This window comes from Streptomyces sp. NPDC002276 (assembly GCF_053891435.1).
This window is the reverse complement of sequence record NZ_JBSFCQ010000029.1, coordinates 23,163-50,024: the sequence shown is the minus strand read 5'-3', so window position 1 is coordinate 50,024 and position 26,862 is coordinate 23,163. Positions and strand designations below refer to the sequence as shown.

Annotated in this window: 28 protein-coding genes; 9 read left to right on the top strand and 19 right to left on the bottom strand. The window is 71.5% G+C overall.

What is annotated here, in order from left to right:
- Positions 1-16: 16 nt before the first annotated feature.
- Complete coding sequence (locus ACWIHT_RS43230; RefSeq protein ID WP_456174113.1) at positions 17-1,321, bottom strand: ABC transporter substrate-binding protein; 1,305 nt, start codon at positions 1,319-1,321, stop codon at positions 17-19.
- Positions 1,290-1,850, bottom strand: a complete 561-nt coding sequence (locus ACWIHT_RS43225; RefSeq protein WP_456174112.1) for a hypothetical protein — start codon at positions 1,848-1,850, stop codon at positions 1,290-1,292. The genes ACWIHT_RS43230 and ACWIHT_RS43225 overlap by 32 nt, the downstream gene beginning before the upstream one ends.
- Positions 1,851-1,972: 122 nt before the next feature.
- Between ACWIHT_RS43225 and ACWIHT_RS43220 the strand changes: the two genes are divergently transcribed.
- From ACWIHT_RS43220 to ACWIHT_RS43210, 3 genes are read left to right on the top strand one after another with little or no spacing between them, the layout of a single operon-like run.
- Positions 1,973-2,449, top strand: coding sequence for a hypothetical protein (locus ACWIHT_RS43220; protein WP_456174111.1), 477 nt, complete (start codon positions 1,973-1,975; stop codon positions 2,447-2,449).
- Positions 2,449-5,409, top strand: a complete 2,961-nt coding sequence (locus ACWIHT_RS43215; protein ID WP_456174110.1) for an ABC transporter permease subunit — start codon at positions 2,449-2,451, stop codon at positions 5,407-5,409. The genes ACWIHT_RS43220 and ACWIHT_RS43215 overlap by 1 nt, the downstream gene beginning before the upstream one ends.
- The gene (locus ACWIHT_RS43210) at positions 5,406-6,041 is read left to right on the top strand and encodes an ATP-binding cassette domain-containing protein (RefSeq protein WP_456174109.1); all 636 of its coding nucleotides are present in this window, start codon (positions 5,406-5,408) and stop codon (positions 6,039-6,041) included. Before ACWIHT_RS43215 ends, ACWIHT_RS43210 begins: the two co-directional genes overlap by 4 nt.
- A gap of 58 nt (positions 6,042-6,099) precedes the next feature.
- On the opposite strand, the gene ACWIHT_RS43205 is transcribed toward ACWIHT_RS43210, so the two are convergent.
- Positions 6,100-6,831, bottom strand: coding sequence for a transglycosylase family protein (locus ACWIHT_RS43205; protein WP_456174108.1), 732 nt, complete (start codon positions 6,829-6,831; stop codon positions 6,100-6,102).
- A 504-nt stretch (positions 6,832-7,335) separates the two neighbouring features.
- Between ACWIHT_RS43205 and ACWIHT_RS43200 the strand changes: the two genes are divergently transcribed.
- Positions 7,336-8,124, top strand: a complete 789-nt coding sequence (locus tag ACWIHT_RS43200; protein ID WP_456174107.1) for a hypothetical protein — start codon at positions 7,336-7,338, stop codon at positions 8,122-8,124.
- A 37-nt stretch (positions 8,125-8,161) separates the two neighbouring features.
- Positions 8,162-8,584 (top strand): hypothetical protein, encoded by a 423-nt coding sequence (locus ACWIHT_RS43195; protein WP_456174106.1) that lies wholly within the window; start codon positions 8,162-8,164, stop codon positions 8,582-8,584.
- Between the two features lie 80 nt (positions 8,585-8,664).
- Here ACWIHT_RS43195 and der read toward each other — a convergent pair whose 3' ends face one another.
- The 5 genes from der to aroH all read right to left on the bottom strand — a co-directional run bounded on the left by der (position 8,665) and on the right by aroH (position 13,162).
- Positions 8,665-10,140: a ribosome biogenesis GTPase Der gene (der, locus tag ACWIHT_RS43190; RefSeq protein WP_456174105.1), complete on the bottom strand. Its 1,476-nt coding sequence runs from the start codon at positions 10,138-10,140 to the stop codon at positions 8,665-8,667.
- 83 nt (positions 10,141-10,223) lie between these two features.
- Positions 10,224-10,946, bottom strand: a complete 723-nt coding sequence (locus tag ACWIHT_RS43185) for a lysophospholipid acyltransferase family protein (RefSeq protein WP_456174104.1) — start codon at positions 10,944-10,946, stop codon at positions 10,224-10,226.
- Positions 10,904-11,599 (bottom strand): (d)CMP kinase, encoded by a 696-nt coding sequence (gene cmk, locus ACWIHT_RS43180; protein WP_456174103.1) that lies wholly within the window; start codon positions 11,597-11,599, stop codon positions 10,904-10,906. The genes ACWIHT_RS43185 and cmk overlap by 43 nt, the downstream gene beginning before the upstream one ends.
- A gap of 112 nt (positions 11,600-11,711) precedes the next feature.
- The gene (locus tag ACWIHT_RS43175; RefSeq protein WP_456174102.1) at positions 11,712-12,797 is read right to left on the bottom strand and encodes a prephenate dehydrogenase; all 1,086 of its coding nucleotides are present in this window, start codon (positions 12,795-12,797) and stop codon (positions 11,712-11,714) included.
- Positions 12,794-13,162, bottom strand: a complete 369-nt coding sequence (gene aroH, locus ACWIHT_RS43170; RefSeq protein WP_456174101.1) for a chorismate mutase — start codon at positions 13,160-13,162, stop codon at positions 12,794-12,796. The genes ACWIHT_RS43175 and aroH overlap by 4 nt, the downstream gene beginning before the upstream one ends.
- A gap of 274 nt (positions 13,163-13,436) precedes the next feature.
- On the opposite strand from aroH, the gene ACWIHT_RS43165 reads away from it, so the two are divergent.
- The 4 genes from ACWIHT_RS43165 to ACWIHT_RS43150 are packed head-to-tail and all read left to right on the top strand — an operon-like array spanning position 13,437 to position 15,856.
- Entirely contained in the window at positions 13,437-14,111 is a 675-nt protein-coding gene (locus ACWIHT_RS43165; RefSeq protein ID WP_456174100.1) for a hypothetical protein, read from the top strand.
- A gap of 27 nt (positions 14,112-14,138) precedes the next feature.
- Positions 14,139-14,723 carry a DUF6529 family protein gene (locus tag ACWIHT_RS43160; protein ID WP_456174099.1) on the top strand — a complete coding sequence of 195 codons (585 nt, stop codon included), beginning with the start codon at positions 14,139-14,141 and terminating at the stop codon, positions 14,721-14,723.
- The gene (locus ACWIHT_RS43155) at positions 14,720-15,133 is read left to right on the top strand and encodes a Rieske (2Fe-2S) protein (RefSeq protein ID WP_456174098.1); all 414 of its coding nucleotides are present in this window, start codon (positions 14,720-14,722) and stop codon (positions 15,131-15,133) included. Before ACWIHT_RS43160 ends, ACWIHT_RS43155 begins: the two co-directional genes overlap by 4 nt.
- 42 nt (positions 15,134-15,175) lie before the next feature.
- Positions 15,176-15,856, top strand: coding sequence for a nucleotidyltransferase domain-containing protein (locus ACWIHT_RS43150; RefSeq protein ID WP_456174146.1), 681 nt, complete (start codon positions 15,176-15,178; stop codon positions 15,854-15,856).
- Here the strand turns inward: ACWIHT_RS43150 and ACWIHT_RS43145 are convergent.
- The 11 genes from ACWIHT_RS43145 to ACWIHT_RS43095 all read right to left on the bottom strand — a co-directional run bounded on the left by ACWIHT_RS43145 (position 15,845) and on the right by ACWIHT_RS43095 (position 26,752).
- A complete protein-coding gene (locus tag ACWIHT_RS43145) occupies positions 15,845-16,255 on the bottom strand; it encodes a type II toxin-antitoxin system VapC family toxin (RefSeq protein WP_456174097.1) in 411 nt (136 codons plus the stop codon). The genes ACWIHT_RS43150 and ACWIHT_RS43145 overlap by 12 nt on opposite strands.
- On the bottom strand, positions 16,252-16,575 hold the full coding sequence (locus ACWIHT_RS43140; RefSeq protein ID WP_456174096.1) for a type II toxin-antitoxin system Phd/YefM family antitoxin: 324 nt from the start codon (positions 16,573-16,575) through the stop codon (positions 16,252-16,254). The genes ACWIHT_RS43145 and ACWIHT_RS43140 overlap by 4 nt, the downstream gene beginning before the upstream one ends.
- A gap of 62 nt (positions 16,576-16,637) precedes the next feature.
- Positions 16,638-17,660, bottom strand: coding sequence for an ADP-ribosylglycohydrolase family protein (locus ACWIHT_RS43135; RefSeq protein ID WP_456174095.1), 1,023 nt, complete (start codon positions 17,658-17,660; stop codon positions 16,638-16,640).
- Positions 17,657-18,385, bottom strand: coding sequence for an NUDIX hydrolase (locus ACWIHT_RS43130; RefSeq protein ID WP_200717104.1), 729 nt, complete (start codon positions 18,383-18,385; stop codon positions 17,657-17,659). The genes ACWIHT_RS43135 and ACWIHT_RS43130 overlap by 4 nt, the downstream gene beginning before the upstream one ends.
- A gap of 149 nt (positions 18,386-18,534) precedes the next feature.
- Entirely contained in the window at positions 18,535-19,719 is a 1,185-nt protein-coding gene (locus ACWIHT_RS43125) for a pseudouridine synthase (protein ID WP_456174094.1), read from the bottom strand.
- The gene (scpB, locus tag ACWIHT_RS43120; protein ID WP_456174093.1) at positions 19,719-20,375 is read right to left on the bottom strand and encodes an SMC-Scp complex subunit ScpB; all 657 of its coding nucleotides are present in this window, start codon (positions 20,373-20,375) and stop codon (positions 19,719-19,721) included. Before scpB ends, ACWIHT_RS43125 begins: the two co-directional genes overlap by 1 nt.
- Entirely contained in the window at positions 20,372-21,331 is a 960-nt protein-coding gene (locus ACWIHT_RS43115; protein ID WP_456174092.1) for a segregation and condensation protein A, read from the bottom strand. The genes scpB and ACWIHT_RS43115 overlap by 4 nt, the downstream gene beginning before the upstream one ends.
- Positions 21,332-21,349: 18 nt before the next feature.
- Complete coding sequence (locus ACWIHT_RS43110; RefSeq protein ID WP_456174091.1) at positions 21,350-21,904, bottom strand: hypothetical protein; 555 nt, start codon at positions 21,902-21,904, stop codon at positions 21,350-21,352.
- The gene (locus tag ACWIHT_RS43105) at positions 21,889-23,025 is read right to left on the bottom strand and encodes a ParA family protein (protein WP_456174090.1); all 1,137 of its coding nucleotides are present in this window, start codon (positions 23,023-23,025) and stop codon (positions 21,889-21,891) included. Before ACWIHT_RS43105 ends, ACWIHT_RS43110 begins: the two co-directional genes overlap by 16 nt.
- Before the next feature lie 402 nt (positions 23,026-23,427).
- Positions 23,428-24,543 (bottom strand): alanine dehydrogenase, encoded by a 1,116-nt coding sequence (ald, locus tag ACWIHT_RS43100; RefSeq protein ID WP_456174145.1) that lies wholly within the window; start codon positions 24,541-24,543, stop codon positions 23,428-23,430.
- 142 nt (positions 24,544-24,685) lie between these two features.
- Positions 24,686-26,752, bottom strand: a complete 2,067-nt coding sequence (locus tag ACWIHT_RS43095) for a tetratricopeptide repeat protein (protein ID WP_456174089.1) — start codon at positions 26,750-26,752, stop codon at positions 24,686-24,688.
- Between the last annotated feature and the right edge of the window lie 110 nt (positions 26,753-26,862).

Below are 26,862 nucleotides of genomic sequence, written 5' to 3'. Positions count from 1 at the left end.
GGCCGTAGGGCAGTGATCAAGGGCGGTACGGCAGTTGGGGCACCTCGAAACAGGTGCTGTTCATGTCCCCCTGCGGGACCCACCCCCTCCCGTCCTGCCACCGCGCGACCGACAGACAGGTCGTGCGCGTCCTCGGCGGTTCCGCGAGCCGCTCGAATGCGACGGGAACCAGCAGGCCGTCTGCGGTGTAGTTCTCGCTCCGGTTCATGAATCCGTCGACGCACGCGCGCGTGACGCCCGTTTTCGTCTTCGCGCACGCCTTCGCCGCGTCCGTGAACCACATCGCCGCCGCCCAGCCCTCCAACTGCCACTGGGAATGCGTCTTCAGCCTCTTGGTGGCGTCCCGGAACTCCCGTACGGCCGGCTGCGACACGTCGTCGAAGTCCCGGCTGGACCCGGTCGCCCACAGGGCGTTACGACAGCGCGGGGAGTTTTTGTAGTCCTCCGGGACAGTGGATGTCCAATTCTGTACGTTCGTCACCTTGGCGACGACATTCGCGCCGACCTGGTCCATCGCCGCACACAACTGGGAATTCCCGTGCGTGTCGAGGGCGTCGAAGACGAGGTCGGCGCCCTGCTGCTTCAGATCGGCCGCGGCCGCGCGGAAGTTGGGCAGCGCGAAGTCGACCTGCTCGGGCACGACCTTGTAGCCCTCGGCCTTCAGCCCCTGCTCGACGAGCCGGGCGTAGGCGGCGGACGCCGCCTGGTTGTACGACACGACGGCGGCGGTACGGGCGCCCCGCTCGCGCTTGAAGTAGCGGTAGACCTCCGTGCCGCCGTACAGCTTGCCGTCCCAGCCCGGGGTGCCCGTGCGGGGCGCGAGGCTGCCGTAGATGCCGTACAGGTGCGGCCAGGTGTCGTAGGCGGCGCCGATGGGCTGGCCGCCGATGTCGGGCACGCGCGCGTGGGAGACGCGGGAGGCGCCCGCGTAGTCGAGGGCGGTGGTGGCGACCAGGGCGACCACCTTGTCCTCGTCGATCAGTTGGCGCACGCACTCGTTGTCGCCGACCCCGCTGCCGCCGTCGTCGCACAGTCGCACCTCGACCCGGCGCCCGGCGATGCCCCCGCGCGCGTTGACGCGGTCGAAGTACGCCTGGGCGCCGTCGCGGGGGCCGGTGAAGGTGTCGCCGCCGACCGGGCTGGTGGCGCTGGTGATGATGCCGACCCGGATCGGTGTGCCGGTGCTCGGCGCGGGCGTACGGCTGTCGCCGTGCTCGAAGTCGCTCTCCGGGAGACGGCTGCCGCAGGCCGTGCCCCCGAGGAGGAGCAGCAGCACCGCGGCAGCGGCCTCAGCAGCCCGACCCGGGCGACGACGAGGCATCGCCGCTCAACGCCACCAGCGCGCACAGGGTGTTGACGGACACCTTCCAGGTGCCGCCCTGTTCGACGGAGGTCCCGGAGGCGTCCGGCAGGGCGGTGGCGCCGTTGAGGGTCAGCGTGTAGGTCACGGTCGCCTTGTCCGCCTTGGTGAACACGACCTTGGTGACCTCGGCCTGGACCTGCCCGCCGCGTTTGTCGCCGTTGAAGGCCTTCAGGACCGGGCCCATCTTGTCGCCGTTCTCCAGGACGGCCTGTTTGTCCTGGGTGGAGCCGGCCGGGTCGAAGAACTTCTTCCAGTTGGCCTTGATCTGGGCCGTGGCGGCGGCCGGGTCGGCGGGCGCGGTCGCCGGTGCGCTCGTGGTCCGTTCCACGGACGGGGTCGGCAGCGGTGTACTGCTGCTGCCTCCCCCGCTGTCGTCGCTGCACGCCGCCAGGGCCGGGCCGAGCACGAGGACGAGGGCGGCGGCCGTAACTACCGTGCCCCGCACGCGCGTTGTGTTCGTTCGCCTGAGGTCGCTCCCGAGAACCATCTGGCTCACCGCCGGGTGTCGGTCCGGGCCGTGCGCGCCCGGTGTTTTCAGGTCGGGTGTCAGAAGGCATAGTGCAAGCCATTGCCCGGCATGGACAGACACCTGACATGTGGGAGCCGTAAATGCGCACAGCCCGACCGCGGACCGCGCGTCCCGTCCTGTGGGCCGGCTGGGCCGTGCTCGCCGCGGGTGCGGTGCTGTGCGTGCTCGGCTGGTACGGCGTCTCCGGCGAGCGCTACGCGGAGCGCCAGCTCCCCTACCTGGCCTCCTGCACGATCCCCGGCGCCGCGCTGATCGTCGCCGCCGCGATCCTGCTCACCCACGGCCGCGGCGCCCTCGCCACCGCGCGCGTGGAGGAGCTGTACGCCCTTCTCGTGGCCTCCGAACCCGACGACGCCGAGGAGTCGGCGGAGGCCTCCGCAGCGCCCCTGGCGGTCAGCGGAGACCTGTTGATGGTGCCCGGGGGCACGTTGTGGCACCGCGCGGACTGCCCGTTGGTCGCCGGGAAGGCGGAGGCGGTGCCGGTGGACTCGAAGCTGGTGGCGAACGGCGAGTTGAGCCCCTGCCCGATCTGCGAGCCCGCCGAAGCCGACGACTGATGTCCTCCCTGACCTACGACCTCACCCTCGCCGGTCTCTCCGTCGGCAGCGCCGCCGCGCTCACCGGGATCGGCCTGATCGTGACGTACCGGGCGACCGGCGTCCTCAACTTCGCGCACGGCGCGGTCGCGATGGTCTGCGCGTACGCGCTGCGGCAGTGCGTGGTGGGGTGGGGCTGGCCGCTGTGGCTGGGCGCGGCGGTGACGCTGCTGTTCCTCGCGCCGGGTATCGGGGTCGCGCTGGAACGGTTCGTCTTCCGGCCGCTGTCGGTCCTCGGCGGCGATCCGGCGCAGAGCCTGGTCGCGTCGATCGGGGTGTTCGTGCTGCTGGTCGGCGGAGCGGCGCTGGTGTGGGGGCAGGGGGCGCGGGACGACGCGCCGGAGCTGGTGTCGGCCGATCCCTGGGGGCAGTTGGCGGTGGTGCTCGTGCTCGCGGCGGGCGTCGGGGCGGTCATTCGCTGGACGCGGTTCGGGCGGGAGCTGCGGGCCGTAGTGGACGACCGGCAGCTCGCGCTGCTGGCCGGGGTGGACGCGGACCGGGTCGCGGCGGCGGGCTGGGCGTTCGGGTCCTTCACGGCGGGCCTGACGGGCGTGCTCCTCGCCCCCTACGTGCGCCTGGACCCGTACGGCCTGCCCCTGCTCGTCATGGAGGTGGTGGCGGTCGCGGTGGCCGCGCGGATGCGGAGTCTGCCGGTCGCCGTGCTGGTGGCGTTGGGGATCGGGGTCGGGCAGAGCCAGTTGACGAGGGTCCATCTGTCCGGCTGGGGTGGGCAGTTGGTGCAGGCGGTGGGCGCGAACCTGTTCGTGGTCGCGCTGTTGGTCGCGGCGCTGGTGCTGCCGGGTGTCGGTGCGAGGGACGCCCTCCCCCGTACGGCTTCCGCGCGCGTCGTGACGCCTCCCGGCGCCTGGATCGTGGCGGCGGTGCTGTTCCTGCTCCCCCTCGGCTTCGCGGGCTCGGACCTGCACACCTCGGTCCAAGTCCCGGCGCTGGGCGTGGTGTTGCTGTCCCTGGTGGTGGTCACCGGGCGCGGCGGCCAGCTCTCGCTGGGGCAGGCGGCGTACGCGGGCCTCGGCGCCCTGTTCACCGCGCTGCTGGCGGCGGGCCGCTTCCCGGGCCTGCCCCGCCTCCCTGAACTGGCCGCGCTCGCGGTCGCCGTCCTCCTGGTCGCTCCCCTCGGCCTCCTCACCGGCTGGCCGGCGATCGGCCGCCACGGCCTGTCCCTGGCCCTCGCGACCTTCGCGGTCGGCGTCGGGGTCAGCCGCTTCGTCTTCGCCCAGCCGTACGCCACGTCGGGCCTGTCACTGGACCGCCCGTCCGGCTTCGACGGCGACCGCGCCTACTACACCCTCGAACTCGCCCTCCTGACATGCGCGTTGCTGGCGACCCACGCCCTGCGCCGGGGCCGCACGGGCCGCGCCCTCGCCGCGATGCGCGACCACGAGGCGGGCGCGTCGGCGGCGGGCGTCCAGGTCCCGTCCCTGAAACTCCTGGCCTTCGTCGCGGGCGCCGCGCTGGCCGCCCTCGGCGGCGGCATGCTCGGCATGGGCCTGCGCGCCTTCGACCCTTCGGCCTACGACCCCGTCCGGGGGTTGTTGTGGTTCGCCGCGGTGGTCGTCCTGGGCGCCGACAGCGCCCTGGGCGCACTGACGGCCGCGGCCCTGCTGGTGGGCCTGGACGCGGGCGCGCGCGGCGGAGTGGCGGCGGCACTGATCGGGGTGCTGGCGGTGTGCGTGGGGCGGTTTTCCGGGGGCCCGTACGAGGCGCTGCGGGCGGGAGTCGAGCGACTGCGGCCCCAACGGCGGGCGCGGCTCACGCCGTTGGGGGTGCGGGTGCGGCGGAGGTTGCGGGTGGTGGGCGGGTCGGTGCGGACGGGGTCAACTGCTGCTGTGCACGCGGGTGTCGCGCGCCGCGTGGAGCTCGGTGGCGGGCGGGTGTCCGACGGCGCCCGGGACCCACGAGGGCGCGCCGCTGGGTTCGGGCAGCGGGGTGAGGCGGGCTCAACGGCGGCTGCTCGCGGGGGCGGGACCGCTCCAACGGCGGCCGCCGGCAGGGGCGAGACCGGCGCAACGGAAACCGCCCGCAAGGACGGAGCCAACCCAACAGCACGCACCCGCGGAAGCGAGACCGACTCAACGGCGGCCGCGCGCAGGAGCGAGGCTGGCTCGAAGGCGGTCGCGCGCAGGAGCGGAGCCGGGCCAACGGCGCCCACCCGCAGGGGTGTTGCGCACCCAGCGGAGGCCCACTCCGGGTGGACGCCCGCCTCACCCGTCCTCACCGCCCACACCCTGCACGCCGGTTACGGCGGCTTCGCCGTCCTCAACGGCGTCGATCTCGTCGTGCGGGCGGGGCAGGTGACCGCCGTCGTAGGGCCCAACGGGGCTGGAAAAAGTACCCTGTTCCACTGTCTGGCCGGGACCCTGCGGCCCGTGCGCGGGCGGGTTCGGCTCAGTGGACGGGACATCACTCGGCTGCCCGCGCACGCCCGGACGCGGCTCGGGGTCGCCCGGACCTTTCAACAGCTCGCCGTCTTCCCCTCGTTGACCGTCGCCGAGAACGTGCGGGTGGGGGCCGAGCAGGGGCGCGTCGAAGAACCGGGTGCCGTGGAGCGGGCGTTGCGGCTCTTCGGGCTCGGCGGGGAGCTTCGGTCGCTGCCCGCCGCCGGGCTGTCCACCGGGGCACTGCGCCGGGTCGAACTCGCGAGGGCGTTCGCGGGCAGCCCGCACGTGCTGCTGCTCGACGAGCCCGCCGCCGGGCTCGACACCGCCGAAGTGGCCGCGCTGACCCTGGTGTTGAGGGCGCTGGCCGCCGAGGGCACCGCGCTGCTCGTCGTGGAGCACGACCTCGATCTGGTCGCCGACCTCGCCGACGTGGTCCATGTGATGGCGGCGGGCCGCATCGTCGCCTCCGGGCCGCCGGACCACGTCCTCGACACGCCCAGCGCCTGGGAGAGCCCCGCATGACCATCTCCCTGCGCCACGCGCGCGTGCGCTACGGCCCCCTCGAAGCCCTGCACGGCGTCACCCTCGCCGCCCCGGCCCACGGGCTCACCGTCCTGCTCGGCCGCAACGGCTCCGGCCGTACGACCGTGCTGCGTGCCCTCGCCGGTACGGTCGCGCTGTCGGGCGGCGCGGTGGTGTGGGACGGCGCCGATGTGACCCGTACGCCCGCCTACGAACGGGCTCGCCGGGGACTGTGTCTGGTGCCGGAGCGGCGGGCCGTGTTCGGGTCCCTCACAGTCCGCGAGAACCTCGAACTCGCGGCGCGGGACCACTCCGTGGCCCTCGACGCGTACCCGCAGCTGGGCCCGCTGCTCCCCCGCCGGGCCGGCACCCTCTCCGGGGGCGAGCAGCGCATGCTGGCCCTGTCCCGCGCACTGCTGGCACGCGCGCGCGTGGTGCTCGTCGACGAGCCGGCGCAGGGCATGTCACCGGCGGTCGCGGACCGCACGTACGAACTGCTGGGCGGGCTGGACGCGTGCGTGGTCGTCGCCGAGCAGCGGCTGCCGCCGGTGCTGCGCGGCCGGGCCGTTCTCGTGTACGAACTGCGGCGCGGGGCGGTCGTGTTCGGCGGCGAGGCGGCCGAACTGACGTAATGGGCACGCCCCCGCCCGGTCGGAGGACCTGGCGGGGGCGGCGCGGGAGCGGTTCGGCTCAGAGGTCGAGCTGCTGGCCCGGCATGATCAGATCGGGGTCGCCGCCGATGACGGCCTTGTTGGCGGCGTAGATCTTCCGCCAGGTGGTGCCGTGTTCGGCCGCGATGCCGCTGAGGGTGTCGCCCTCGCGGACGGTGTAGTCGCCGCGGGACGTGCCGCGCGAGGCGTTGTTCGTGCCGCGGTCCGGCGTCTTCGCCGCGGGCTTCGAAGGGGCCGCTTTCTTGGTCGACTCGGCCGTCGACTCGGTGGACGACTTCTTCGTCGTCTTCACGGACTTGTCGGACTTCGTCTTCGTGGACTTCTCGGTGACCGTGCCGGAGGAGGTCCCGGGTGCGCTGCCGCTCGCCCCGGCCCGTACCGAACAGACCGGCCAGGCGCCCCAGCCCTGGGCGTGCTGGACCTTGGTGGCCACGGTGATCTGCGCGGACCGGGAGGCCTGGTCGGCGGTGGCCGCGTAGGCCGAGCCGCCGTAGGCGCGCCAGGTGCCGGCGGAGAACTGGAGTCCTCCGTAGTAGCCGTTGCCGGTGTTGATGTGCCAGTTGCCGCCGCTCTCGCACTGGGCGATGCGGTCCCACACTCCGCTGTCGGCCGCCGCGGCGTTGCCGGTGGCCGCGAGCACGCCCAGCGGGGCGAGCAGGGCGGCTCCGGCGAGGACCGCCGTCGTCCGTGCCTGACCCTTGCGGTGGGTCTCAGGCGTGTTGTCGCGAGTGGTATCGGCACATTCGGACATGTAGTTCCCTCTCCAACAACTCGGGGTCCCCCAAGGCGGTTCGCGGCTCCCACGCATCGACGTGGTCCTCGCGCTCCTTCCCGTCCGTCGGCGGCTGTGCTGTTGAACTGGCTTGTTCGGCCGGCGGACGTTCCCGAGCGGTGCTCGTTGCACACGGCGGAGGAATGTACGGAGGTGAACGAGCCGGTGTCGACCAACGGCCTGTTGTGCCAGGCCAGTTGACTGTTACCTCGGGTAGCGGCATTTTCCGGCCACCCACTACATTCCCTCATTTACTGATTTTTCGACCAACCGCCCCTTCGCGCTGTGACTCGGTTCACGCAACCAACTCCCTTGCATTTCCATGCAGTTGACACGGAGTGCCCGATTCCGCACCCGGTGTGACGCTGTGCTGCGGTTGGTTGGATTCGGTTCGCTCTGGAGCGTGACTCCCGCCACAGATCCTCCGTTGTCTTCTTCATGAGCCCGGGACCCACCGGGCACCGCATTCCGAGGGAGCCACCCGTGCCGCGCATGCTCGACGTCAGCGACGACGTACGCGCCGAGATCGGCGACGAAGAAGCCGACCGGCTGCTCGCCGGAGACAACGCCCCGGGCAGCTACGACTGCACGTCGTGCCGCACCCAGGGCGACTCCGATCAGGAGCGCACCAGCACCGTCCTGTTCATCGGCGACGAGACCGCCGTCCTCGCCTTCGCCCACGCCACCTGCCTGCCCTCCCAGATCGTCCAGGTCACCGAGGAGCAGCTCCAGGGCGCCGTCCGCTCGATCAGCGGCAACACGCACGCCCCGGCCGGCGCACCGGAGAAGGCCGTACCCGAGCAGGCGGTGCTCGGTGTGACCAGCGGACTCGTCCTGATCTCAGGGGAGTTGCACCCCGCCCTGGTGGTCGAGCCGACCGCGCCCATCGTGCGGCCCGGTTCGACCGGCGCGGGGGACGACTTCCTGCCGCTGCTGATCAAGCAGGGCTTCATGCCGCTCAGCGAGATCACCACCGTGCCGCCGGTGCTGCACGGCTGGTCGGTGCTGCTCGCCGCGGGCCAGCTGCACGCGGTGCTCCAGCCCAGCAGCAACGGCGGTTCCCCGGTGGCCTGGTGGCAGGCGCACCATCCGCTCCAGGTCACCGACAGCTGGCGGGCCGCCGCCAACAAGCACCAGCAGGTGCTGATGTTCGCGGCGCCGGTGGGCTCGATCGGCCGCCAGCCCCGCGAGGACCTGCTGCGCGGCGCGCTCGACAAGGCGGCGGCCAACGGCCAGTTGGTCGGCTCCGCGCTCCCGCTCGCGGGCACCTGAGCCGCATCCCTTCAGGTCACGCGTCGTTTGGACATACGTGCACGCATACGATGTTCCCCGCAGCCGGCCGTACCAGTCGATCCCGTCCTCGCGATCGGACCGGGACGGCTCCGGCGGCCCGTCGGCCACGCCGATCTACGACCGGCTCTACTCGGAGTGGGTCAAGACCTTCCGCTCGCTGCCGGGTGACCGCAGCGGCGAGGAGGAGCTGGGCTTCACCGCCTTCGGGCACAGCCCGCACAGCACGGGCTCGTTCGGCGGCTCGTTCAGCGGCTCCTTCAATGGCGGCTCGTTGGGCGGAGGTTCGTACAGCGCGTACAGCGCGGGTGCCTACAGCGCCCGGCAGCAGTCGCAGTGGCAGCGCGTGGGACAGCTCGGCCATGTCGGCCAGCAGCAGGGCCACACCGGGATGCACCACATCCCGGCGGCCCTGCCGCCCGGCCCACGCCGGGGCATCTGACGCGGAACGCACACGAGGAGGGCGGCCCCTGTGGAAACAGGGGCCGCCCTCCTCGTCGTAGAACAGCCGTATGGCTACGGCTACTTCTTCTTGCCGCGCTTCTCGCGGACCCGGACCGAGATGTGGATCGGGGTGCCGTCGAAGCTGAACTCCTCGCGCAGGCGGCGTTCGATGAAGCGGCGGTAGCCCGCCTCGATGAAGCCGGAGGCGAAGAGCACGAAGCGCGGGGGCTTGGTGCCGGCCTGGGTGCCGAAGAGGATGCGGGGCTGCTTGCCGCCGCGGACCGGGTGCGGGTGGGCGGCGACCAGCTCGCCGAGGAAGGCGTTCAGGCGGCCCGTCGGGACGCGGGTCTCCCAGCCGGCGAGGGCGGTCTCGATGCCCGGGACCAGCTTCTCCATGTGGCGGCCGGTGCGCGCCGAGATGTTCACCCGGGGCGCCCACGCGACCTGGGCCAGCTCGGTCTCGATCTCGCGCTCCAGGTAGTAGCGGCGCTCCTCGTCGAGGGTGTCCCACTTGTTGAAGGCGAGGACGATCGCGCGGCCCGCCTCGACGGCCATGGTGACGATGCGCTGGTCCTGCACCGAGATGTTCTCGGAGGCGTCGATCAGGATGACCGCGACCTCCGCCTTCTCGACGGCGGCGGCGGTGCGCAGCGAGGCGTAGTAGTCGGCGCCCTGCTGGAGGTGGACGCGCTTGCGGATACCGGCGGTGTCCACGAACTTCCAGGTGACGCCGCCGAGTTCGATGAGTTCGTCGACCGGGTCGCGGGTGGTGCCCGCGATCTCGTTGACGACCACGCGCTCCTCGCCCGCGACCTTGTTCAGCAGCGAGGACTTGCCGACGTTCGGGCGGCCGATCAGGGCGATCCGGCGCGGGCCGCCGGTCGCGACACCGAAGGTCTGCTCGGGCGCCTCCGGCAGCGCCTCCAGGACGGCGTCCAGCATGTCGCCGGTGCCACGGCCGTGCAGCGCGGAGACGGGGTGCGGCTCGCCGAGGCCCAGGGACCACAGGTAGGCCGCGTCGGACTCGCCGCTGAGGCCGTCGACCTTGTTGGCGGCCAGCACGACGGGCTTGCCGGCCTTGCGCAGCAGTCGTACGACCGCCTCGTCGGTGTCGGTGGCGCCGACCTTGGCGTCGACGACGAAGACGACCGCGTCGGCGGCCTCGATCGCGTACTCGGCCTGGGCGGCCACGGAGGCGTCGATGCCGAGGACGTCCTGCTCCCAGCCGCCGGTGTCGACGACCTTGAAGCGACGCCCGGCCCACTCGGCCTCGTACGTCACCCGGTCACGGGTGACGCCGGGCTTGTCCTCCACGACGGCTTCCCGCCGCCCGATGATGCGGTTGACGAGAGTCGACTTGCCGACGTTCGGCCGGCCGACGACGGCGAGCACGGGCAGCGGCCCGTGACCGGCCTCCTCGATGGCGCCCTCGACGTCCTCGATGTCGAAGCCCTCTACGGCGGCGAGCTCCATGAACTCCGCGTACTCGGCGTCGCCGAGCGCCCCGTGGTCGTGCTCCTCGCCGGAGCCGTCGGGCTGGATCTGGTCGTTCATGAAGTCGGTACCTCGTTCATCGTGGTGATCGGTGGAACCCCCGGATCTCGGGTGATCCACTACTCAAGTACTCAAAGTGTCTCTTAGCGCCCGGTGAGGCGCCTGGCATCGTCCAGGTGGGCGGCCAGCTGCTTCTGGATCCGCTCGGTCGCCTCGTCCAGTGCCCTGCGCGTACGACGGCCGGAGCCGTCGCCCGCGTCGAACGGGTCGCCGAAGACGACGTCGACGCGGGAGCGCAGCGGAGGCAGCGCCTTTATCAGTCGTCCGCTCTTCTCGGCGGTGCCCAGCACGGCCACCGGCACGATCGGGGCGCCGCTGCGGACCGCGAAGTAGGCGAGCCCCGCGCGCAGCGAGGCGAAGTCGCCCTCGCCGCGGGTGCCCTCGGGGAAGATCCCGAGGACGCCGCCGGCCGACAGGACGTCCAGCGCCCGGGTGATCGCCGTACGGTCGGCGATCGACCGGTCCACCTTCACCTGCCCGATACGCAGCAGGAAGGGGTCCAGCGGGCCGACGAACGCCTCCTTCTTGATCAGGAAGTGCGTCGGCCGGGGTGCCACGCCCATGACCATGGGCCCGTCCACGCCGTGGGAGTGGTTGACGGCGAGGATCACCGGACCGGCGGCGGGCACCTTCCAGGAGCCCAGCACGCGCGGCTTCCACAGCCCGTACATCAGGCCGACGCCGATGCGCCGCCCGACCTCGGCGCCCCGCTCGGATGCGGCGGTTGGAGCTGTTGAAGCTTTTGGAGAAGCTTTTGGAGCTGTCACTTGGCGGCCCGCTTCTCCCCGACCAGGGTGACCACGCACTCGATGACCTGTTGGAGCGTGAGGTCGGAGGTGTCCACCTCGACCGCGTCGTCCGCCTTCGCGAGCGGCGAGGTCTTGCGCGAGGAGTCGGCCGCGTCCCGCTTCAGCAGCGCCTCGCGGGTGGCCTGGACGTCGGCGCCCTTCAGCTCACCGCTGCGCCGGGCGGCCCGCGCCTCCGGGGAGGCGGTGAGGAAGATCTTCAGATCGGCGTCGGGCAGCACGGTCGTCCCGATGTCCCGCCCCTCCACCACGATCCCGTGCTCCGCCTCGGCGGCCAGCGAGCGCTGCAACTCGGTGATCCGGGCCCGCACCTCGGGCACCGCGCTGACCGCGCTGACCTTGGAGGTGACCTCCTGGGTGCGGATCGGACCGGCCACGTCCACGCCGTCGACGCTGATCGTCGGGTGCGTCGGGTCGGTGCCCGAGACGATCTCCGCCTTGCCCGCCACGTCGGCGATCGCGGTGGGGTCGGTGAGGTCGATCCCGTTGTTCACCATCCACCAGGTGATCGCCCGGTACTGGGCGCCGGTGTCCAGATAGCTCAGCCCGAGCTGCGCGGCCACGGCCTTCGACGTGCTCGACTTGCCCGTGCCGGAGGGGCCGTCGATGGCGACAATCACTGCCGGGGCGGTCCGGGCGGCGCCGTTTTCCACGGGAGGACACCTTCCTGGTGAAGGGTGGTGAGCGGGGTGGGGACGCGAGTGCGCCCCGCACAAGGTTACTGGCTCCCCGCACGGCGTATTACTGCCGGATGGCCGACCGGCACTACTGCCGGATCGCCCAGCCCCGCTCCCGCAGCGCGGCGCTCAGCACCGGTACCGACTTCGGCTCCACCATCAGCTGGACGTAACCCGCCTGTTGCCCGGTCGCGTGCTCGATGCGGACGTCCTCGATGTTGACCCCCACCATCCCCGCGTCCGCGAAGATCCGGGCCAGCTGGCCCGGCTGGTCGTCGATCAGTACGGCCACGACCTCGTACACCCGCGGAGCGGACCCGTGCTTGCCGGGGACGCGGACCTGCCCCGCGTTGCCGCGCCGCAGCACGTCCTCGATGCCGCCCACGCCCTCGCGACGTTTGTCCTCGTCGGCGGACTGCAACGAGCGCAGCGCCCGCACCGTCTCCTCCAGGTCCCCGGCGACATCGGTGAGCAGATCGGCGACCGGCCCCGGGTTCGCGGAGAGGATGTCGATCCACATCCGGGGGTCGGACGCGGCGATCCGGGTCACATCGCGAATGCCCTGCCCGCACAGCCGTACGGCGGCCTCCTCGGCGTTCTCCAGCCGGGCGGCGACCAAGCTGGACACGAGATGCGGCATGTGGGAGACCAGCGCCACGGCACGGTCGTGGGCGTCCGCGTCCATGACGACCGGCACCGCGCGGCAGTGCGAGACCAGCTCCAGCGCGAGGTTCAGCACCTCGGTGTCCGTGTCGCGGGTGGGCGTCAGCACCCAGGGGCGGCCCTCGAAGAGGTCGGGGGTCGCGGCCAGCGGGCCCGACTTCTCGCGGCCGGACATGGGGTGCGAGCCGATGTACGACGACAGGTCGAGGCCGAGCGCCTCCAGCTCGCGGCGCGGGCCGCCCTTGACGCTGGCCACGTCGAGGTAGCCGCGGGCCACGCCCCGGCGCATCGCGTCGGCGAGCACCTCGGCCACCAGGGCGGGCGGGGCGGCGACGATCGCGAGGTCGACAGGTCCGTCCGGTGCCTCCTCCGTACCGGCGCCGAGCGCCGCGGCCGTACGGGCCTGCTCGGGGTCGTGGTCGGCGAGGTGGACGACGACGCCCCGGGAGGCGAGGGCGAGCGCGGCGGAGGTGCCGATGAGGCCGGTGCCGATGACGAGCGCGGTTCTCACTGGGCGATGTCCTTGCGGAGGGCGGCGGCGGCACCGAGGTAGACGTGCGTGATGTCGGCGCGGGGCTTGTCGGACTCGATGTGCGCCAGGACGCGGACCACGCGGGGCATGGCACCCGCGATGTCGAGTTCCTGCGCGCAGATCAGCGGTACGTCGGCGAAGCCGCCGCCGAGCTTGCGGGCGGCGGCGGCCGGGAAGTCGCTGTGCAGGTCGGGCGTGGCCGTGAACCAGACGCTGATCAGGTCGTCGGCGGTGAGGCCGTTGCGCTCCAGGACGGCGGTGAGCAGCCCGCCCACCCGCTCGTCCATGTGACCGGCCTCGTCCCTGTCCAGTTGGACGGCGCCCCGGACCGCTCGTACCGCCACTGCTCTGCTCCTCGCTGATGGACAACCCGGCTCTGCGCGTCCAGCCTAGTCAGCCCGTCCGGTACGGGTGCCCGGCGCCCGCGTCCTGAGACGGGCCGGGGCGCGGGGCGGGGGTGGGCCGGAGCGGGCCTCGCGAACCCTGCCAATGTCACCTGAATCACTCTGTTCCGCTACTGGTCCGCTACAGGTGGTGAGATCATCCCGGTATGCCTCTTTACGCACGGCCCCGAGTCCGCTCTCATGGGCTGGTAGCTCGCCTCGGGGGAGGACAGTAATGAAGCGTCCTGGACCACTGCTCACTCTTCTGGCGGGCCTGGTGCTGGGCCTGTTCATGCTGACGCTCAATGTGACGTCGGGGACGAAGACCGCGTCGTCCTCGTACAGCGAGGCATCGCCCTCCCCGAAGAAATCGGCGCCCGCGTCACAGACGCCGACACCGACACCGACCGTCACGCCCAGCCCGACACCGTCCAAGTCGGCCGTCCCGAACGCCAGTTACGCCGGCCGCACCGACGACGACACCGCGTCGGTCGCCGTGACGATCCGCGACGGCAAGGCGGTCGCCTACTTCTGCGACGGCCGCTACAAGGAGGCCTGGCTGCGCGGCCCGGTCGCGGACGACGGCACGATGAAGCTCACGGCCCCGAACGGCGCCGTACTCGACGGAAAGCTCCAGCAGGGCACGAAGATCCGCGGCACCGTCAAGGACGAGGGCCGGAAGTACGCGTTCACCGCCGACAAGGCCGTGAAGCCGTCCGGACTGTGGCGTGCCACGGCCAAGGTGCGCGGCGCCAAGATCGACGGCGGCTGGATCGTGCTGCCGAACGGCCGCCAGACCGGCATCGTCACCCGCGACGGCAAGGTCGCCGCCGCACCCCGTATCGACCCGGCGACCGGCGCGGTCACGGTCGACGGACAGCAGCTCACGGCACAGCCCGTCACCCCCTGACCCACCATCCGCCTCAGGGAGCCGATCATGACCGCCGACCCGAACGCCGCCCCCCAGGCCTTCCCGCCGCCCCCGCCCGGACACCGCCGCGACAGCCCCGCCCGCTATCTGGTCCCGGCCCTGGTGGCCGCGGCCGTAGCCGTCGGACTCGGCGTCTACGGCAAGGTCCACGACCCGGCCGGCACCGCCTTCAACCTCGCCGGCTTCAGCAGCACGGGCGCGGTGAAGTCGTGGCTCGCGACGACCGCGTTCTTCTTCGCCCTGGTCCAGGTCGTCTCGGCCTTCATGGTCTACGGCAAGCTGCCGGGCCCGAGTTGGTCGGCGACGCTGCACCGCTGGTCGGGGCGGATCGCGTTCCTGGTGGCGGTGCCGGTCGCGGTGCACTGCCTCTACGCGTTCGGGTACCAGACGTACTCGACACGCGTGATGTGGCATTCGCTCCTGGGGTGCCTGTTCTTCGGTGCCTTCAGTGCCAAGATGCTGCTGCTCCGCTCGGAGCGCCTCCCCGGCTGGCTGCTGCCGCTCGTCGGCGGGCTCGTCTTCACCGGCCTCACCCTGCTCTGGCTGACTTCCGCCCTCTGGTTCTTCCGCACCTTCGGAGTGAGTACATGACCGACAGCTCGACGCGCCGCACGGTTCTCGTGACGGGTGCGGCCGCCGCGCTCGCCGCCGGGTGCAGCAAGTACGGCGACAGCAACGACTCCTCGGGCTCGTCGTCCGTAAAGGCCTCCGGCGGCCAGGAGTTGGCGAAGACCGCCGACATCCCGGTCGGCGGCGGAAAGATCCTCAAGGCTCAGAAGATCGTGGTGACCCAGCCGAAGAAGGACGAGTTCAAGGCCTTCTCGGCGATCTGCACCCACCAGGGCTGCACGGTGAACGCCATCGCGAACGGCACCATCGACTGCCCCTGCCACGGCAGCAAGTTCAACATCGCGGACGGTTCGGTCGCGGGCGGCCCGGCCCCGAAGCCGCTCCCGGCGGAGCAGATCACGGTGGAGGGAAATTCGATCCGCCTGGCGTGAAGTGCCGCGTACGCTCCCGGAATGCGCCCCGCCACTCCCGGAATGCACCCCGAGTCCCTGGTCCGCGACCACACGATCTACGCCTGCGTGATGGGTTCGCGCGCCTTCGGCCTGGCGACGGAGGGCAGCGACACGGACCGCCGGGGCGTGTTCCTCGCCCCCACTCCCCTGTTCTGGCGCTTCGAGAAGCCGCCGACGCATGTGGAGGGCCCGGCCCAGGAGCAGTTCAGCTGGGAGCTGGAGCGCTTCTGCGAACTGGCCCTGCGCGCCAACCCCAACATCCTGGAGTGCCTGCACTCCCCGCACGTCGAGCACGTCGACGACACGGGCCGCGAACTCCTCGCCCTGCGCGGCGCGTTCCTCTCCAGCCAGGTCCACGAGACGTTCACCCGCTACGCGTTGGGCCAGCGCAAGAAGCTGGAGGCGGACATCCGCCTGTACGGGGCGCCCCGCTGGAAGCACGCGATGCATCTGCTCCGCCTGCTGATGAGCGCCCGCGACGTACTCCGCACGGGCACCCTGACGATCGACGTGGGCGACCGGCGCGACCCCCTGCTGTCCGTCAAACGCGGCGAAGTCCCGTGGCCGGAGGTCGAGTTGTGGATGACCCGCCTGGCGACGGAGACGGACGAGGCGGCGTCCCGCACCCCGCTCCCGGCGGAGCCGGACCGCGCCCGCGTGGAGGACTTCCTGATCGGGGTGCGGCGCGCCTCAGCGGGGTGACACCACCGGCAGCCCGGCGTCGGCGGCGGCCTCGCCCTGACGCTTGTCGTACGTCACGAACCAGCTGACGCCGTGGCCGAGCTTGAGGGCCGCCACGGTGTGGATCGCTTCGAGGCCGCGCAGCGCGGAGCCGGGCGCCAACTCCCCTGCTTCCAGCATCAGTTCAGGCGTGAGACGAACTCGGGCGATGGCGTTCAGCAGCGCGTCCGCGGCCGATCGCTCGACCTCGTCCGCGCCGAGCCGGTGCAGCAGTCGCCGCACTTCGGTCTGCGCCAGGTCGCAGGTGACCACGCGCCGCATCCCGCCGTGCCGCCCGATCCACTGCTCCAGCGCCGTCGTCTCGGCCTCCGCCCGCAACAGCTTGGCGATCGCCGAGGCATCGAGGTAGAGCAGTGTCACCGCGTCTCCTCCTCGCGCTGGGCGAGCAGTTCCGCGGTGGGGCCGCGTCCCGCCACCTCCCGCCTGACCGCGCGCAGCCGCTCCAGCGCGTCCGCGGCCTCGGCACCGTGGCTCTCGTCCATGACCGAGGCGTCGAGCAGGCCGATGGCGATCGCGGCACGGATGTCCCGTTCGGCCGGCTCCAGCGGAGACAGTACGGCGACCGGCACTCCGTCCCGAGTGACCTCGATCGACTCACCCGCCGCCACCGCGTCCAGCAGAGCCGCCGTGTGCCGGGACAGCTCCCGGACCGGCACTCGCCTGCGCTTCGTTTCGCCCATGCCTGACACAGCACGCCTGGCGCATGACAGCATCCACTGACGTCATGCGCCACCGCGAATCGTCAGGCGTCCCAGAGGGCCCCCAACGCCAGCAGCTCCCCCCGGTACTCGATCCGCCCCGCCCACTCCTCGGGCCAGGCGTCCGCGCCGAGGTGGGCGCCCGCGAAGGCCCCCGTGAGGCAGGCGATCGAGTCCGAGTCGCCGGAGGTGCAGGCGGCGCGCCGCAACGCGGTCACCGGTTCCTCCACGAACAGCAGGAAGCACAACAGACCGGTCGCCAGGGCCTCTTCGGCGATCCAGCCCTCGCCGGTGGCCAGACAGGGGTCGGTCTCCGGGGAGTTGGCGCGTACGGCATCCTGGAGACGGTCCAGGATCGCCAGGCAGTCGTCCCAGCCGCGCGCGATGAAGTGCTCGGGGGTGGGGTCCTGGCTGCGGGTCCACAGGTCGCCCAGCCAGCGGTGGTGGTAGCGGGTGCGGTTCTCGACGGCGTACGACCGCAGCAGCCCGACCAGTCCGGTCGGTTCGGCGCCCTGCGCGAGGAGCCGTACGGCGTGTGCGGTGAGGTCGGACGCGGCGAGCGCGGTCGGGTGGCCGTGGGTGAGCGCGGACTGCAACTGGGCGGCGCCGGACCGCTGTTCGTCGCTCAGACCGGGGACGAGCCCGATCGGCGCGACCCGCATGTTGGCCCCGCAGCCCTTCGAGCCGATCTGGCTGGCGTCCTGCCAGAGCCGGTCCTCAGCCTTCAGGAGGTTGCAGGCGACGAGGCAAGTCCGGCCGGGGGCACGGTTGTTGTCCGGCGACTGGTACCAGTCCACGAACTCCTCGCGCACCGGCCGTTCCATCCGCTTCGGACCAAGCAGCCCTCGATCCATGGCGGTTCGCAGCCCCCGCCCCAGCGCCAGGGTCATCTGCGTGTCGTCGCTGACGATCGCCGGCTTCGTCAGCTCCATCTCGCGCCAGGGACCGCACTTGGCGAGGATCGCGGGCACGTCGTTGAACTCGGTCGGGAAGCCCAGCGCGTCCCCGAGGGCGAGGCCGATCAGGGCTCCGGTGGCGGCGCGCTTGCGGACACTGGTGGTGGTCATGCGGGGCTTCCTTCCCGGGTCGGGCGGAGCAGCGGCGGGTAGAGGGTGGTGGCGGTTCCGGCGCGGTACAGGGCGGCCGGTTTGCCGCGACCGCCGGTCAACTTGGCGCCGCCCGGCACCGGTTCGACGAATCCCGGCGTCGCGAGCACCTTGCGGCGGAAGTTGGGGCGGTCCAACTCGGCGCCCCACACGGTCTCGTAGACCTGTTGCAGCTCCCCGAGCGTGAACTCGGCCGGGCAGAAGGCGGTGGCGAGGGAGCTGTACTCCAGCTTGGCGCCGACCCGTTCGTGCGCGTCGGCCAGGATCCGGTCGTGGTCGAAGGCGAGCGGCCCGAGTGCGTCGTAGGGCAGCCAGCGGGCCTGTGCCGCGTCGCTGCCCGCACGTGGTTCGGGCGGGTCGGGGAGCAGTGCGGCGAAGGCGACGGTGACGACCCGCATGCGGGGGTCGCGGTCGGGTTCGCTGTAGGTGCGCAGTTGCTCCAGGTGGAGCCCGGAGACGTCCGACAGGCCGGTCTCCTCGGCGAGTTCACGCCGGGCTGCCGTCTCGGCGGACTCGTCGGGTGCCACGAAGCCACCGGGGAGCGCCCAGTGTCCGGCGTAGGGCTCCTGGCCGCGCTCGACGAGCAGGACGTGCAGGGCGCCCGCGCGGATCGTGAGGACGGCGAGGTCGGCGGTGACGGCGAAGGGTTCGAAGGCGTACTTGTCGTAGGCCGGTGTTGCGGTCATGGTGATCAACCCCGTTAATAGTCAGTTCGACTATAAAGAGCGACGGCCACCGAACGCAACCCTCAGAAGAGAACGCAGCCGAAAACGAAGCGGCCGGCCCCGGAGACTCCGGGACCGGCCGCACTCAACTCGCGCTTCCAGAGATCGACTTACAGATCGACTTCCTGCATCAGCATGCCGACCTCGGTGTTCGACAGCCGTCGCAGCCAGCCCGACTTCTGGTCGCCCAGGGTGATCGGGCCGAAGGAGACCCGCACCAGCTTGTCGACCGGGAACCCGGCCTCGGCGAGCATGCGGCGGACGATGTGCTTGCGGCCCTCGTGGAGGGTCACCTCGACCAGGTAGTTCTTGCCGGTCTGCTCGACGACCCGGAAGTGGTCCGCACGCGCGTACCCGTCCTCCAGCTGGATGCCGTCCTTGAGCTGCTTGCCCAGATCGCGCGGGATCGGGCCCACGATGTGCGCGAGGTAGGTCTTCTTCACGCCGTACTTGGGGTGGGTCAGCCGGTGCGCCAGCTCGCCGTGGTTCGTGAGCAGAATCACACCCTCGGTCTCGGTGTCGAGCCGCCCGACGTGGAAAAGACGCGTCTCCCGGTTGGTGACGTAGTCGCCGAGGCACTGCCGGCCCTCGGGGTCCTCCATCGTCGCGACGACACCGGCGGGCTTGTTCAGCGAGAAGAACTGGTACGACTGCGTCGCCACCGTCAGCCCGTCGACCTTGATCTCGTCGTGCTCGGGGTCGACGCGCAGCCCCTGCTCGACCACGATCTCGCCGTTGACCTCGACCCGGGACTGCTCGATCAGCTCCTCGCAGGAGCGCCGCGAGCCGTAGCCCGCGCGCGCCAGGACCTTCTGGAGCCGCTCGCCCTCCTGCTCGGCGCCCGGGAAGGTCTTGGGCAGCTTCACGTCCTTCTTGCCCGCGTACCGCTCCCGGTTGCGCTCCTCGGCCCGCGCGTCGTACTCACGCGAGGTCGCCGGCGCCCAGCGCCCGCGTCCGGTGCTCTGGCCCTGCTTGGGGCCGCCCTTGGCACCACCGCGCGCGGAGGCACCGCGCCCGGTCTTGGGGCCTTCGTGGGACCCCGTGGGGCCTACGTCGTAGCGCCGCTCCTCGGGACGCGGCTTTCCGGCGCGCTTCGGCTTGTCGTCGCGGCCTCCCGCGCCCCTCGGCTGGGAGCCGCCCCCGCCGGCGCCCCGGGAGTTGCCCGCGCCGGAACCGCGACCGCCGCCGCCTCCGCCGGAACCCCGGGGATTGCCGCCCCCGCCGGTCCCGCGGGGGTTGCCGCGCCCGCCGCTCCTACCGCCGCCACCACTGCTGCCACTGCCACTGCTTCGCATCAAAGTTCCGTCGTCGTCGTTTCGTCTGCATCTGCATCCGGTGCATCCGGATCGAACGACGGGACCCCTTCCAGCGTCTCCGCCTCGATCGCCTCGGCCTCAGGGAGGAAGGGCGCGAGCTCCGGGAGCTCGTCCAGGCCGCGCAGGCCCATCCGCTCCAGAAAGTAGTTCGTCGTCACGTACAGGATCGCACCTGTTTCGGGTTCCGTGCCCGCCTCCTCGACGAGACCCCGCTGGAGGAGGGTGCGCATCACGCCGTCGCAGTTGACTCCGCGGACCATCGAGACCCTGCTGCGGCTGACCGGCTGGCGGTACGCGACGACCGCCAGGGTCTCCAGCGCCGCCTGGGTGAGCCGGGCCTGCTGACCGTCCAGGACGAAGCCCTCGACGGCCGGCGCGAACTCCGGGCGGGAGTAGAAACGCCAGCCCCCGGCGATCAGCCGCAGCTCGAAACCGCGCCCCTGGACGGTGTACTCGTCGGCCAGCTCGCGCAACGCGTCCGCGATCCGCCGTTTGGGCCGCTGGAGTATTTTCGCGAGGTGTTCGACGGTCGCGGGCTCGTCCACGACCATGAGGACGGCCTCCAGGGCGGGCTTGAGGTCGAGTTCCGCCACGGCGGACGGGCTCGCCGGTACTCCCGTGGACTCCTCGCTCACGCCGACTCCTCCTTGGTCTCCTTGGGCACCTCGGGCGGCCGGTCGAACTCGTCGGTGACCACGGGCTCGGCCTCCCCGTCCCCACCGGTCCAGCGCACGATCAGATCGCCGAGCGCGGTCTCCTGGTCCAGCGCGACGGCCTTCTCCCGGTACAGCTCCAGCAGGGCCAGGAACCGCGCCACTACGGTCAGGGTGTCGTCGACGTCCTCGATCAGCGTGCGGAAGCTGGCCTCGCCGAGCTCCCGCAGCCGCGCCACCACGATCCCGGCCTGCTCCTGCACGCTGACCAGCGGCGCGTGGATGTGGTCGATGTAGACCTGCGGCCGGGGCTTGGGCTGCATCGCCTTCACGGCGAGCCGGGCGAAGCCCTCCGGGCCGATCCTGATGACCACCTCGGGCAGCAGCTCGGCGTGGTGCGGTTCGAGTCCGACGGTACGGGGGTAGCGCCGGGCCTCGTCGTCGAGGCGCCGGTTGAAGATCTCGGCGATCTGTTTGTACGCCCGGTACTGCAACAGCCGCGCGAACAGCAGGTCACGGGCCTCCAGCAACGCCAGGTCGGCCTCGTCCTCGACCTCGGCGGCGGGCAGCAGCCGGGCCGCCTTCAGATCCAGCAGGGTCGCCGCGACGACGAGGAACTCGGTCGTCTGGTCCAGGTCCCAGTCGGGCCCCATCGCCCTGATGTGCGCCATGAACTCGTCGGTGACCTTGGACAGCGACACCTCGGTGACATCGAGCTTGTGCTTCGAGATCAGCTGGAGGAGAAGATCGAAAGGCCCCTCGAAGTTCGCGAGCCGCACCTTGAAGACCCCGTCATCGGGTTCTTCGAGGGCTTCCTCTACGACCGCTTCTTCAACTACCTCTTCTACGACGGCCTCGGGCGCCGCACCCGGCCCTTTCCCGAGCGCACGCCGACGTCCGGCGGGTGCGCCGGCGGCGGGAGCGTCGTTCGAGGTCATGGCCTCCGCAGGCTACCGCTACCGCCCGCGAAGCCGGCGGACGAGAATGCTCGCGTCTCCCCGGGACTCCAGGTCGGCCAGCACCACGGCGACCGCCTCGCGGACGATCCGCCCGCGGTCGATCGCGAGGCCGTGCTCGCCCCGGAGCACCAGCCGGGCGTGCTCCAGGTCCATCAGTTCCTCGGCGGAGACGTACACGGTGATTTTCTCGTCGTGCCGCTCCCGCCCGCTGGGACGCCGCTGGGCGGGCTGTCGGCCGCGCTTGCGGGACTGCTGGGCGGCAGAACCTTCCTGCGCCTCCTGACGTCGTACGGAGCCCTCCGCGGCCCGGCTGCGGGACTCGCCCGCGTCCGCGTCGGCCGCTACGTGCTCCGCGCCCTCGCCGTCACCGCCCTGTGCGGGTACGGAGTGCGGGGCGTCCTCCCCGGCGGCGGCGCCGTCGCTCTCCCCCGCCGGAGCCGGTACCCGCGCCTCGCCGTTGGACTGGCGCCTGGGGGTGGACGCCTGGAGCGCCATCCCCCCTGTCGTACGGAACAGTTCGTCGGCCCCCGGCAGACTCACTCGGCGTGACACCGGGCGAGCACCTCCCTGGCGAGCTGGCGATAGGCGGCGGCACCGACGGAGTTGGAGGCGTACGTGGTGATCGGCTCACCGGCGACCGTGGTCTCCGGGAAGCGCACCGTGCGCCCGATGACCGTGTGGTAGACGTGCTCGTCGAACGCCTCGACCACGCGCGCGAGCACCTCACGGCTGTGCACGGTGCGGGAGTCGTACATCGTGGCGAGGATCCCGTCGAGCTCCAACTCGGGGTTGAGGCGCTCCTGGACCTTCTCGATGGTCTCCGTCAGCAGGGCGACACCACGCAGCGCGAAGAACTCGCACTCCAGCGGCACGATCACCTTGTGAGCCGCCGTCAGGGCGTTCACGGTGAGCAGGCCGAGGGAGGGCTGACAGTCGATCACGATGTAGTCGTAGTCGGCCATCAGCGGCTTCAACGCCCGTTGCAGGGTGGACTCGCGCGCGACCTCGCTCACCAACTGCACTTCGGCGGCGGACAGGTCGATGTTGCTCGGCAGCAAGTCCATGTTCGGGACAGCTGTCTTGAGGAGCACCTCGTCGGCCGACATGCCCCGCTCCATGAGCAGGTTGTAGACGGTGAGGTCCAACTCCATGGGATTGACGCCCAGTCCGACCGACAGCGCGCCCTGCGGGTCGAAGTCGACGAGCAGTACGCGTCGTCCGTACTCCGCGAGCGCGGCACCCAGGTTGATGGTCGACGTGGTCTTGCCGACGCCGCCCTTCTGGTTGCACATCGCGACGATCGTGGCGGGGCCGTGACTGGTCAGCGGGCCCGGAATCGGGAAGTACGGGAGCGGGCGTCCGGTCGGGCCCACGCGCTCACGGCGCTGGCGGGCCGCGTCGGGCGCGAGTGTGGCCGCGTACTCGGGATCGGGCTCGTACTCGGCGTCGGGGTCGTAGAAGTGCCCGTCGGGCAGTTCGTCGTAGTCGGCGAAATGGTTGTGGGGCGCGCCCCTTCCGTCGCCGGCCATGGCGTTCACGTGATGGCCATCCATGCTCTGGTGTGCTGGCTGGGTCACCCCTGGCTTCTGGTGACCCTGGTGGGCTGCGAAGGTTCGCACCGCAACGGAGCCGACAGCCTCGAACCCCGCGGGCTCCTGGCCCCTTGCAGGCATTCCTGGTTGACCACCCCCGGGAGAAAATGTCGACTCATTCACAAGTCGTCTTACCTCCTTGGTGACCAGGGAACTTCTCGATAGGTCAGCGTGGCACCATGCCGACGGATGGCGACTCTATGGCGTGTCGGGTGTTCGCAGCAACACAATCCGCCGGACCCGGCCCGATGTGTCGGCAATGAAACATCCCTCTGTCAAGGGCGTACGGCAGTCGCACAGCAGGTTTCACCGGTGCACGAATCGGTTCAAGGGTTACGTTCGGCGCGAGTTGGCCGAGTGCCGCAAAGTGACCATACACACACTTCCGGCCGGACCTGTCGAGCAAGGTCCGGCCGGGCGCGCTGTGTTGACGACCTGTGTTGACGTATCGCCTTTTGCTGAACGGTGACTTAGTCGACAGAGTCAGCCGAGCAGGCTCTCCAGCTCGACATGCTCCAGTCCGTGCGCTTCGGCGACCTCGCGGTAAATCACCTTGCCGTCATGGGTGTTGAGGCCCTTGGCGAGAGCAGGATCACGTCGCAGCGCCTCGACCCAGCCGCGGTTGGCGAGCTCCACGATGTACGGGAGCGTCGCGTTGGTGAGCGCGTAGGTCGACGTATTGGGCACCGCGCCGGGCATGTTGGCGACGCAGTAGAAGACCGAGTCGTGGACCGGGAAGGTCGGCTCGGCGTGGGTGGTCGGGCGGGAGTCCTCGAAGCAGCCGCCCTGGTCGATCGCGATGTCGACAAGAACACTTCCGGGCTTCATGCGGGACACGAGTTCGTTGGTGACGAGTTTGGGTGCCTTGGCGCCCGGGATGAGCACCGCGCCGATGACGAGGTCGGCGTCCAGGACGGCCTTCTCCAGCTCGAAGGAGTTGGACATGATCGCCCGGACCTTGGTGCCGAAGACCTTGTCGGCCTCGCGGAGCTTGTTGATGTCGCGGTCGAGCAGCGTGACGTGGAAGCCCATGCCGACGGCGATCTGCGTGGCGTTCCAGCCGGAGACCCCGCCGCCGATGACGACGGCCCGCGCGGGCTGGGTGCCGGGGACACCGCCGGGGAGCACACCGCGGCCGCCGACCGAGCGCATCAGGTGGTAGGCGCCGACCTGCGGGGCGAGGCGGCCCGCGACCTCGGACATCGGGGCGAGCAGCGGCAGGGCGCGGCCGGGCAGTTCGACGGTCTCGTAGGCGATCGCGGTGGTGCCGGACTCGATGAGCGCGTCGGTGCACTCCTTGGAGGCGGCCAGGTGCAGGTACGTGAAGAGCGTCTGATCCTTGCGGAGGCGGTGGTACTCCTCGGCGATGGGCTCCTTGACCTTGAGCAGCAGGTCGGTGGTGGCCCAGACCTCGTCGGCGGTGGCGAGGATCTCGGCGCCCGCAGCCACGTACTCGTCGTCCGGGATCGAGGAGCCGACGCCGGCGTTCCGCTCGATGACGACCTGGTGGCCGTGGCGCACCAGTTCGTGCACGCCGGCGGGTGTGATGGCCACCCGGAACTCGTTGTTCTTGACCTCGCGGGGGATGCCGACCTTCACGTGGATCACGGTCCTTGGCTCAGAGGGTGTGGGGCAATACATCTCATACCCGGACATGCGTGAGCGCACCGGGAGACCGCAGGAGAAGGTGCGGCAGAGCCAGTTTAATGAAGGTGTTCTCGGTGTCTAGCCTTTCAATGCATCAATCTTCAGCGGATGTACTGCGGATTTCGCAGGCGTTAGCATCATGTTCCAGGGATTCGGGGGCGGGATCGCCCTCCTGGAGCTCCTCGCCGAGCATGCGTTCGGCCGTGCCGCGGTGCAGCGCGGCGGACGCCGGGTCGCCCAGCCGGTCGAGGGTGTCGGCCAGCCGCAGCTGCAACGCCGCCTGGAGCCGTACGTCCTCCGCGCGGCGCGCCCACTCGACGGCCTCGTGGCAGGTGAGCAGCGACTCCTCGGGGCGGCCCGCGTACTCCTGGACCCGCGCCAGCTCGCTCAACGCCCGTGCCTGGGCGGGCACATCGCCGTTCTTGCGGTACCCGGCGACGGCCGCCCGCCAGTTCCGCAGCGCCTCGCCGTAGCGGCCCGCGTAGGTGTGCGCGGCGGCGATCCGGCCGTAGAGCCTGGCGGCCTCCGCGCGCTCGTCCCGGGCCAGCCGCTGGGCCAGCGCGCGGCCGAACCAGTCGGCGGCCCGGTCGTAGTCGCCGAGCTCCTGGTGCGCGCCGCCTACGGATTCCATCGCGCGGCCGGTCGCATACGGGTCGTTCGCTTCCCGTCCGGCGTCCAGCGCGGCCCGGTAGCGGGCCAGCGCCTCGGTCGTACGGCCGGTCTGCGCGTCCAGGTCGGCGAGGTTCAGCAGCGCGGCTGCCTGCTCGCGGGGCAGGTTGCGCCGCTCGGCCACGTCGAGGACGAGGCGGTGGATGCCGTACAGCTCGGGGGCGGCGGCCTGGGTGCCGAAGTGGGCGACCATCGCGCGCACGAGCTGGGACATCAACCGGCGCGCCAGCGTGTCGAGTTCGCCGTCGGCGACCGCGAGGCGGGCGGAGGCCAGCAGGGCGGGCTGGCGGACGCGCAGCCAGTCGGCGGCGGCCCGGGGGTTCGGGAAGCGCAGCGCGCTGGGCATGCCGAGGAGTTTTTCGCGGGCCTGGGGGCTGTCGGTCTCGGTGATGGCGCGGCAGGACTGGAGCAGCCGTACGGTCCGCTCCAGCATGCGGGCGCGGGCGAGCTGGAGTTCGGCCGGGCGGTCCTGGGTCTCGGCGAGGGCGTGCAGCAGGGGCTGGAGGCAGCCGGGGACCTCGTACTGCGGCAGCGGGGAGTCCAGGGCGCGCAGCAGGCCCGCGGTGACGAAGTCGTCCAGGGTGGCGCGGGCGCCGTTGACGGAGCAGCCGGCGAGCGCGGAGGCGGTCTGCGGGTCGACGAGGCCGGCCGGGGCGAGGGAGAGCAGTCGCAGTATCCGGGCGGCGGGGCTGGGCAGCGAGCCGTAGACGAGCCGGAAGACGCGGCTGAGGGGGGTGCCCTCGTCGGTCTCGGCGTGCAGGTGCTTGGCGAGGTCGGCCACGGCGGCCTGGGGGCGGGCGGCGAGCCAGCCGCCGGCCAGGGTCAGCGCGGCGGGCTGGGCCCGGCAGACCTCGACCAGGCCCTCGGCCGCGAGCGGGTCGACGGTGATGCGGACCGCGCCGGTGTAGCGGGTGAGGAGTTCCAGCGCGGACTTGGTGTCGAGGCCACCCAGGGTGCAGGGGCGGACGTCGGCGATGCCGGTGAGCGGGCCGCCGGAGACGGCGACGACCAGGCAGTCGGGAGTGTCCGGAAGGAGCGCGTCGACCTGTTCGGCGTCGGCCGCGTCGTCGAGGAGGAGCAGTGCCCGCCGGTCGGCGAGGGCGGCGCGCAGGATGTCCGAGAGGTCGTCCTCGGAGGCTCCGGCCGGGGTGGGCAGTTCGAGGGCGGTGAGCAGTTCGCGGGCGGTGCGTTCGGTGGGGACGGGGGTGCCGTCGGGTTCGCTGAGCCGGGCCCGGAGCACACCGTGGTCGTAACGGTCAGCGACCTGTCGGACGAGTTCCCCGGCGAGGGCGGTACGGCCGGAGCCGGGCTTGCCCGCGATGAGGAGGACACGCGCGCGGGGGGCCTTCCGGCCGGCGATGGTGTCCAGGCCCGCGCGCTCGATGTCGGCCCGCAGCTCCTTCAACTCTCTTGCGCGGCCCAGGAATTGACCCTCGGCAGAAGTGTCCTCGGACAGCTTCACGCCATCTGTGTCCACTGCCTGATCCGTCACGGGCCACACTCCCGTCCCACCGCACGCGCAAAGCCCGCCGGGACTCCGGATCGGGCATTTCCAGAGCCTAGTTCACGCTCTGCGACGAACCGTGCGGAGCGCGGCGGGCA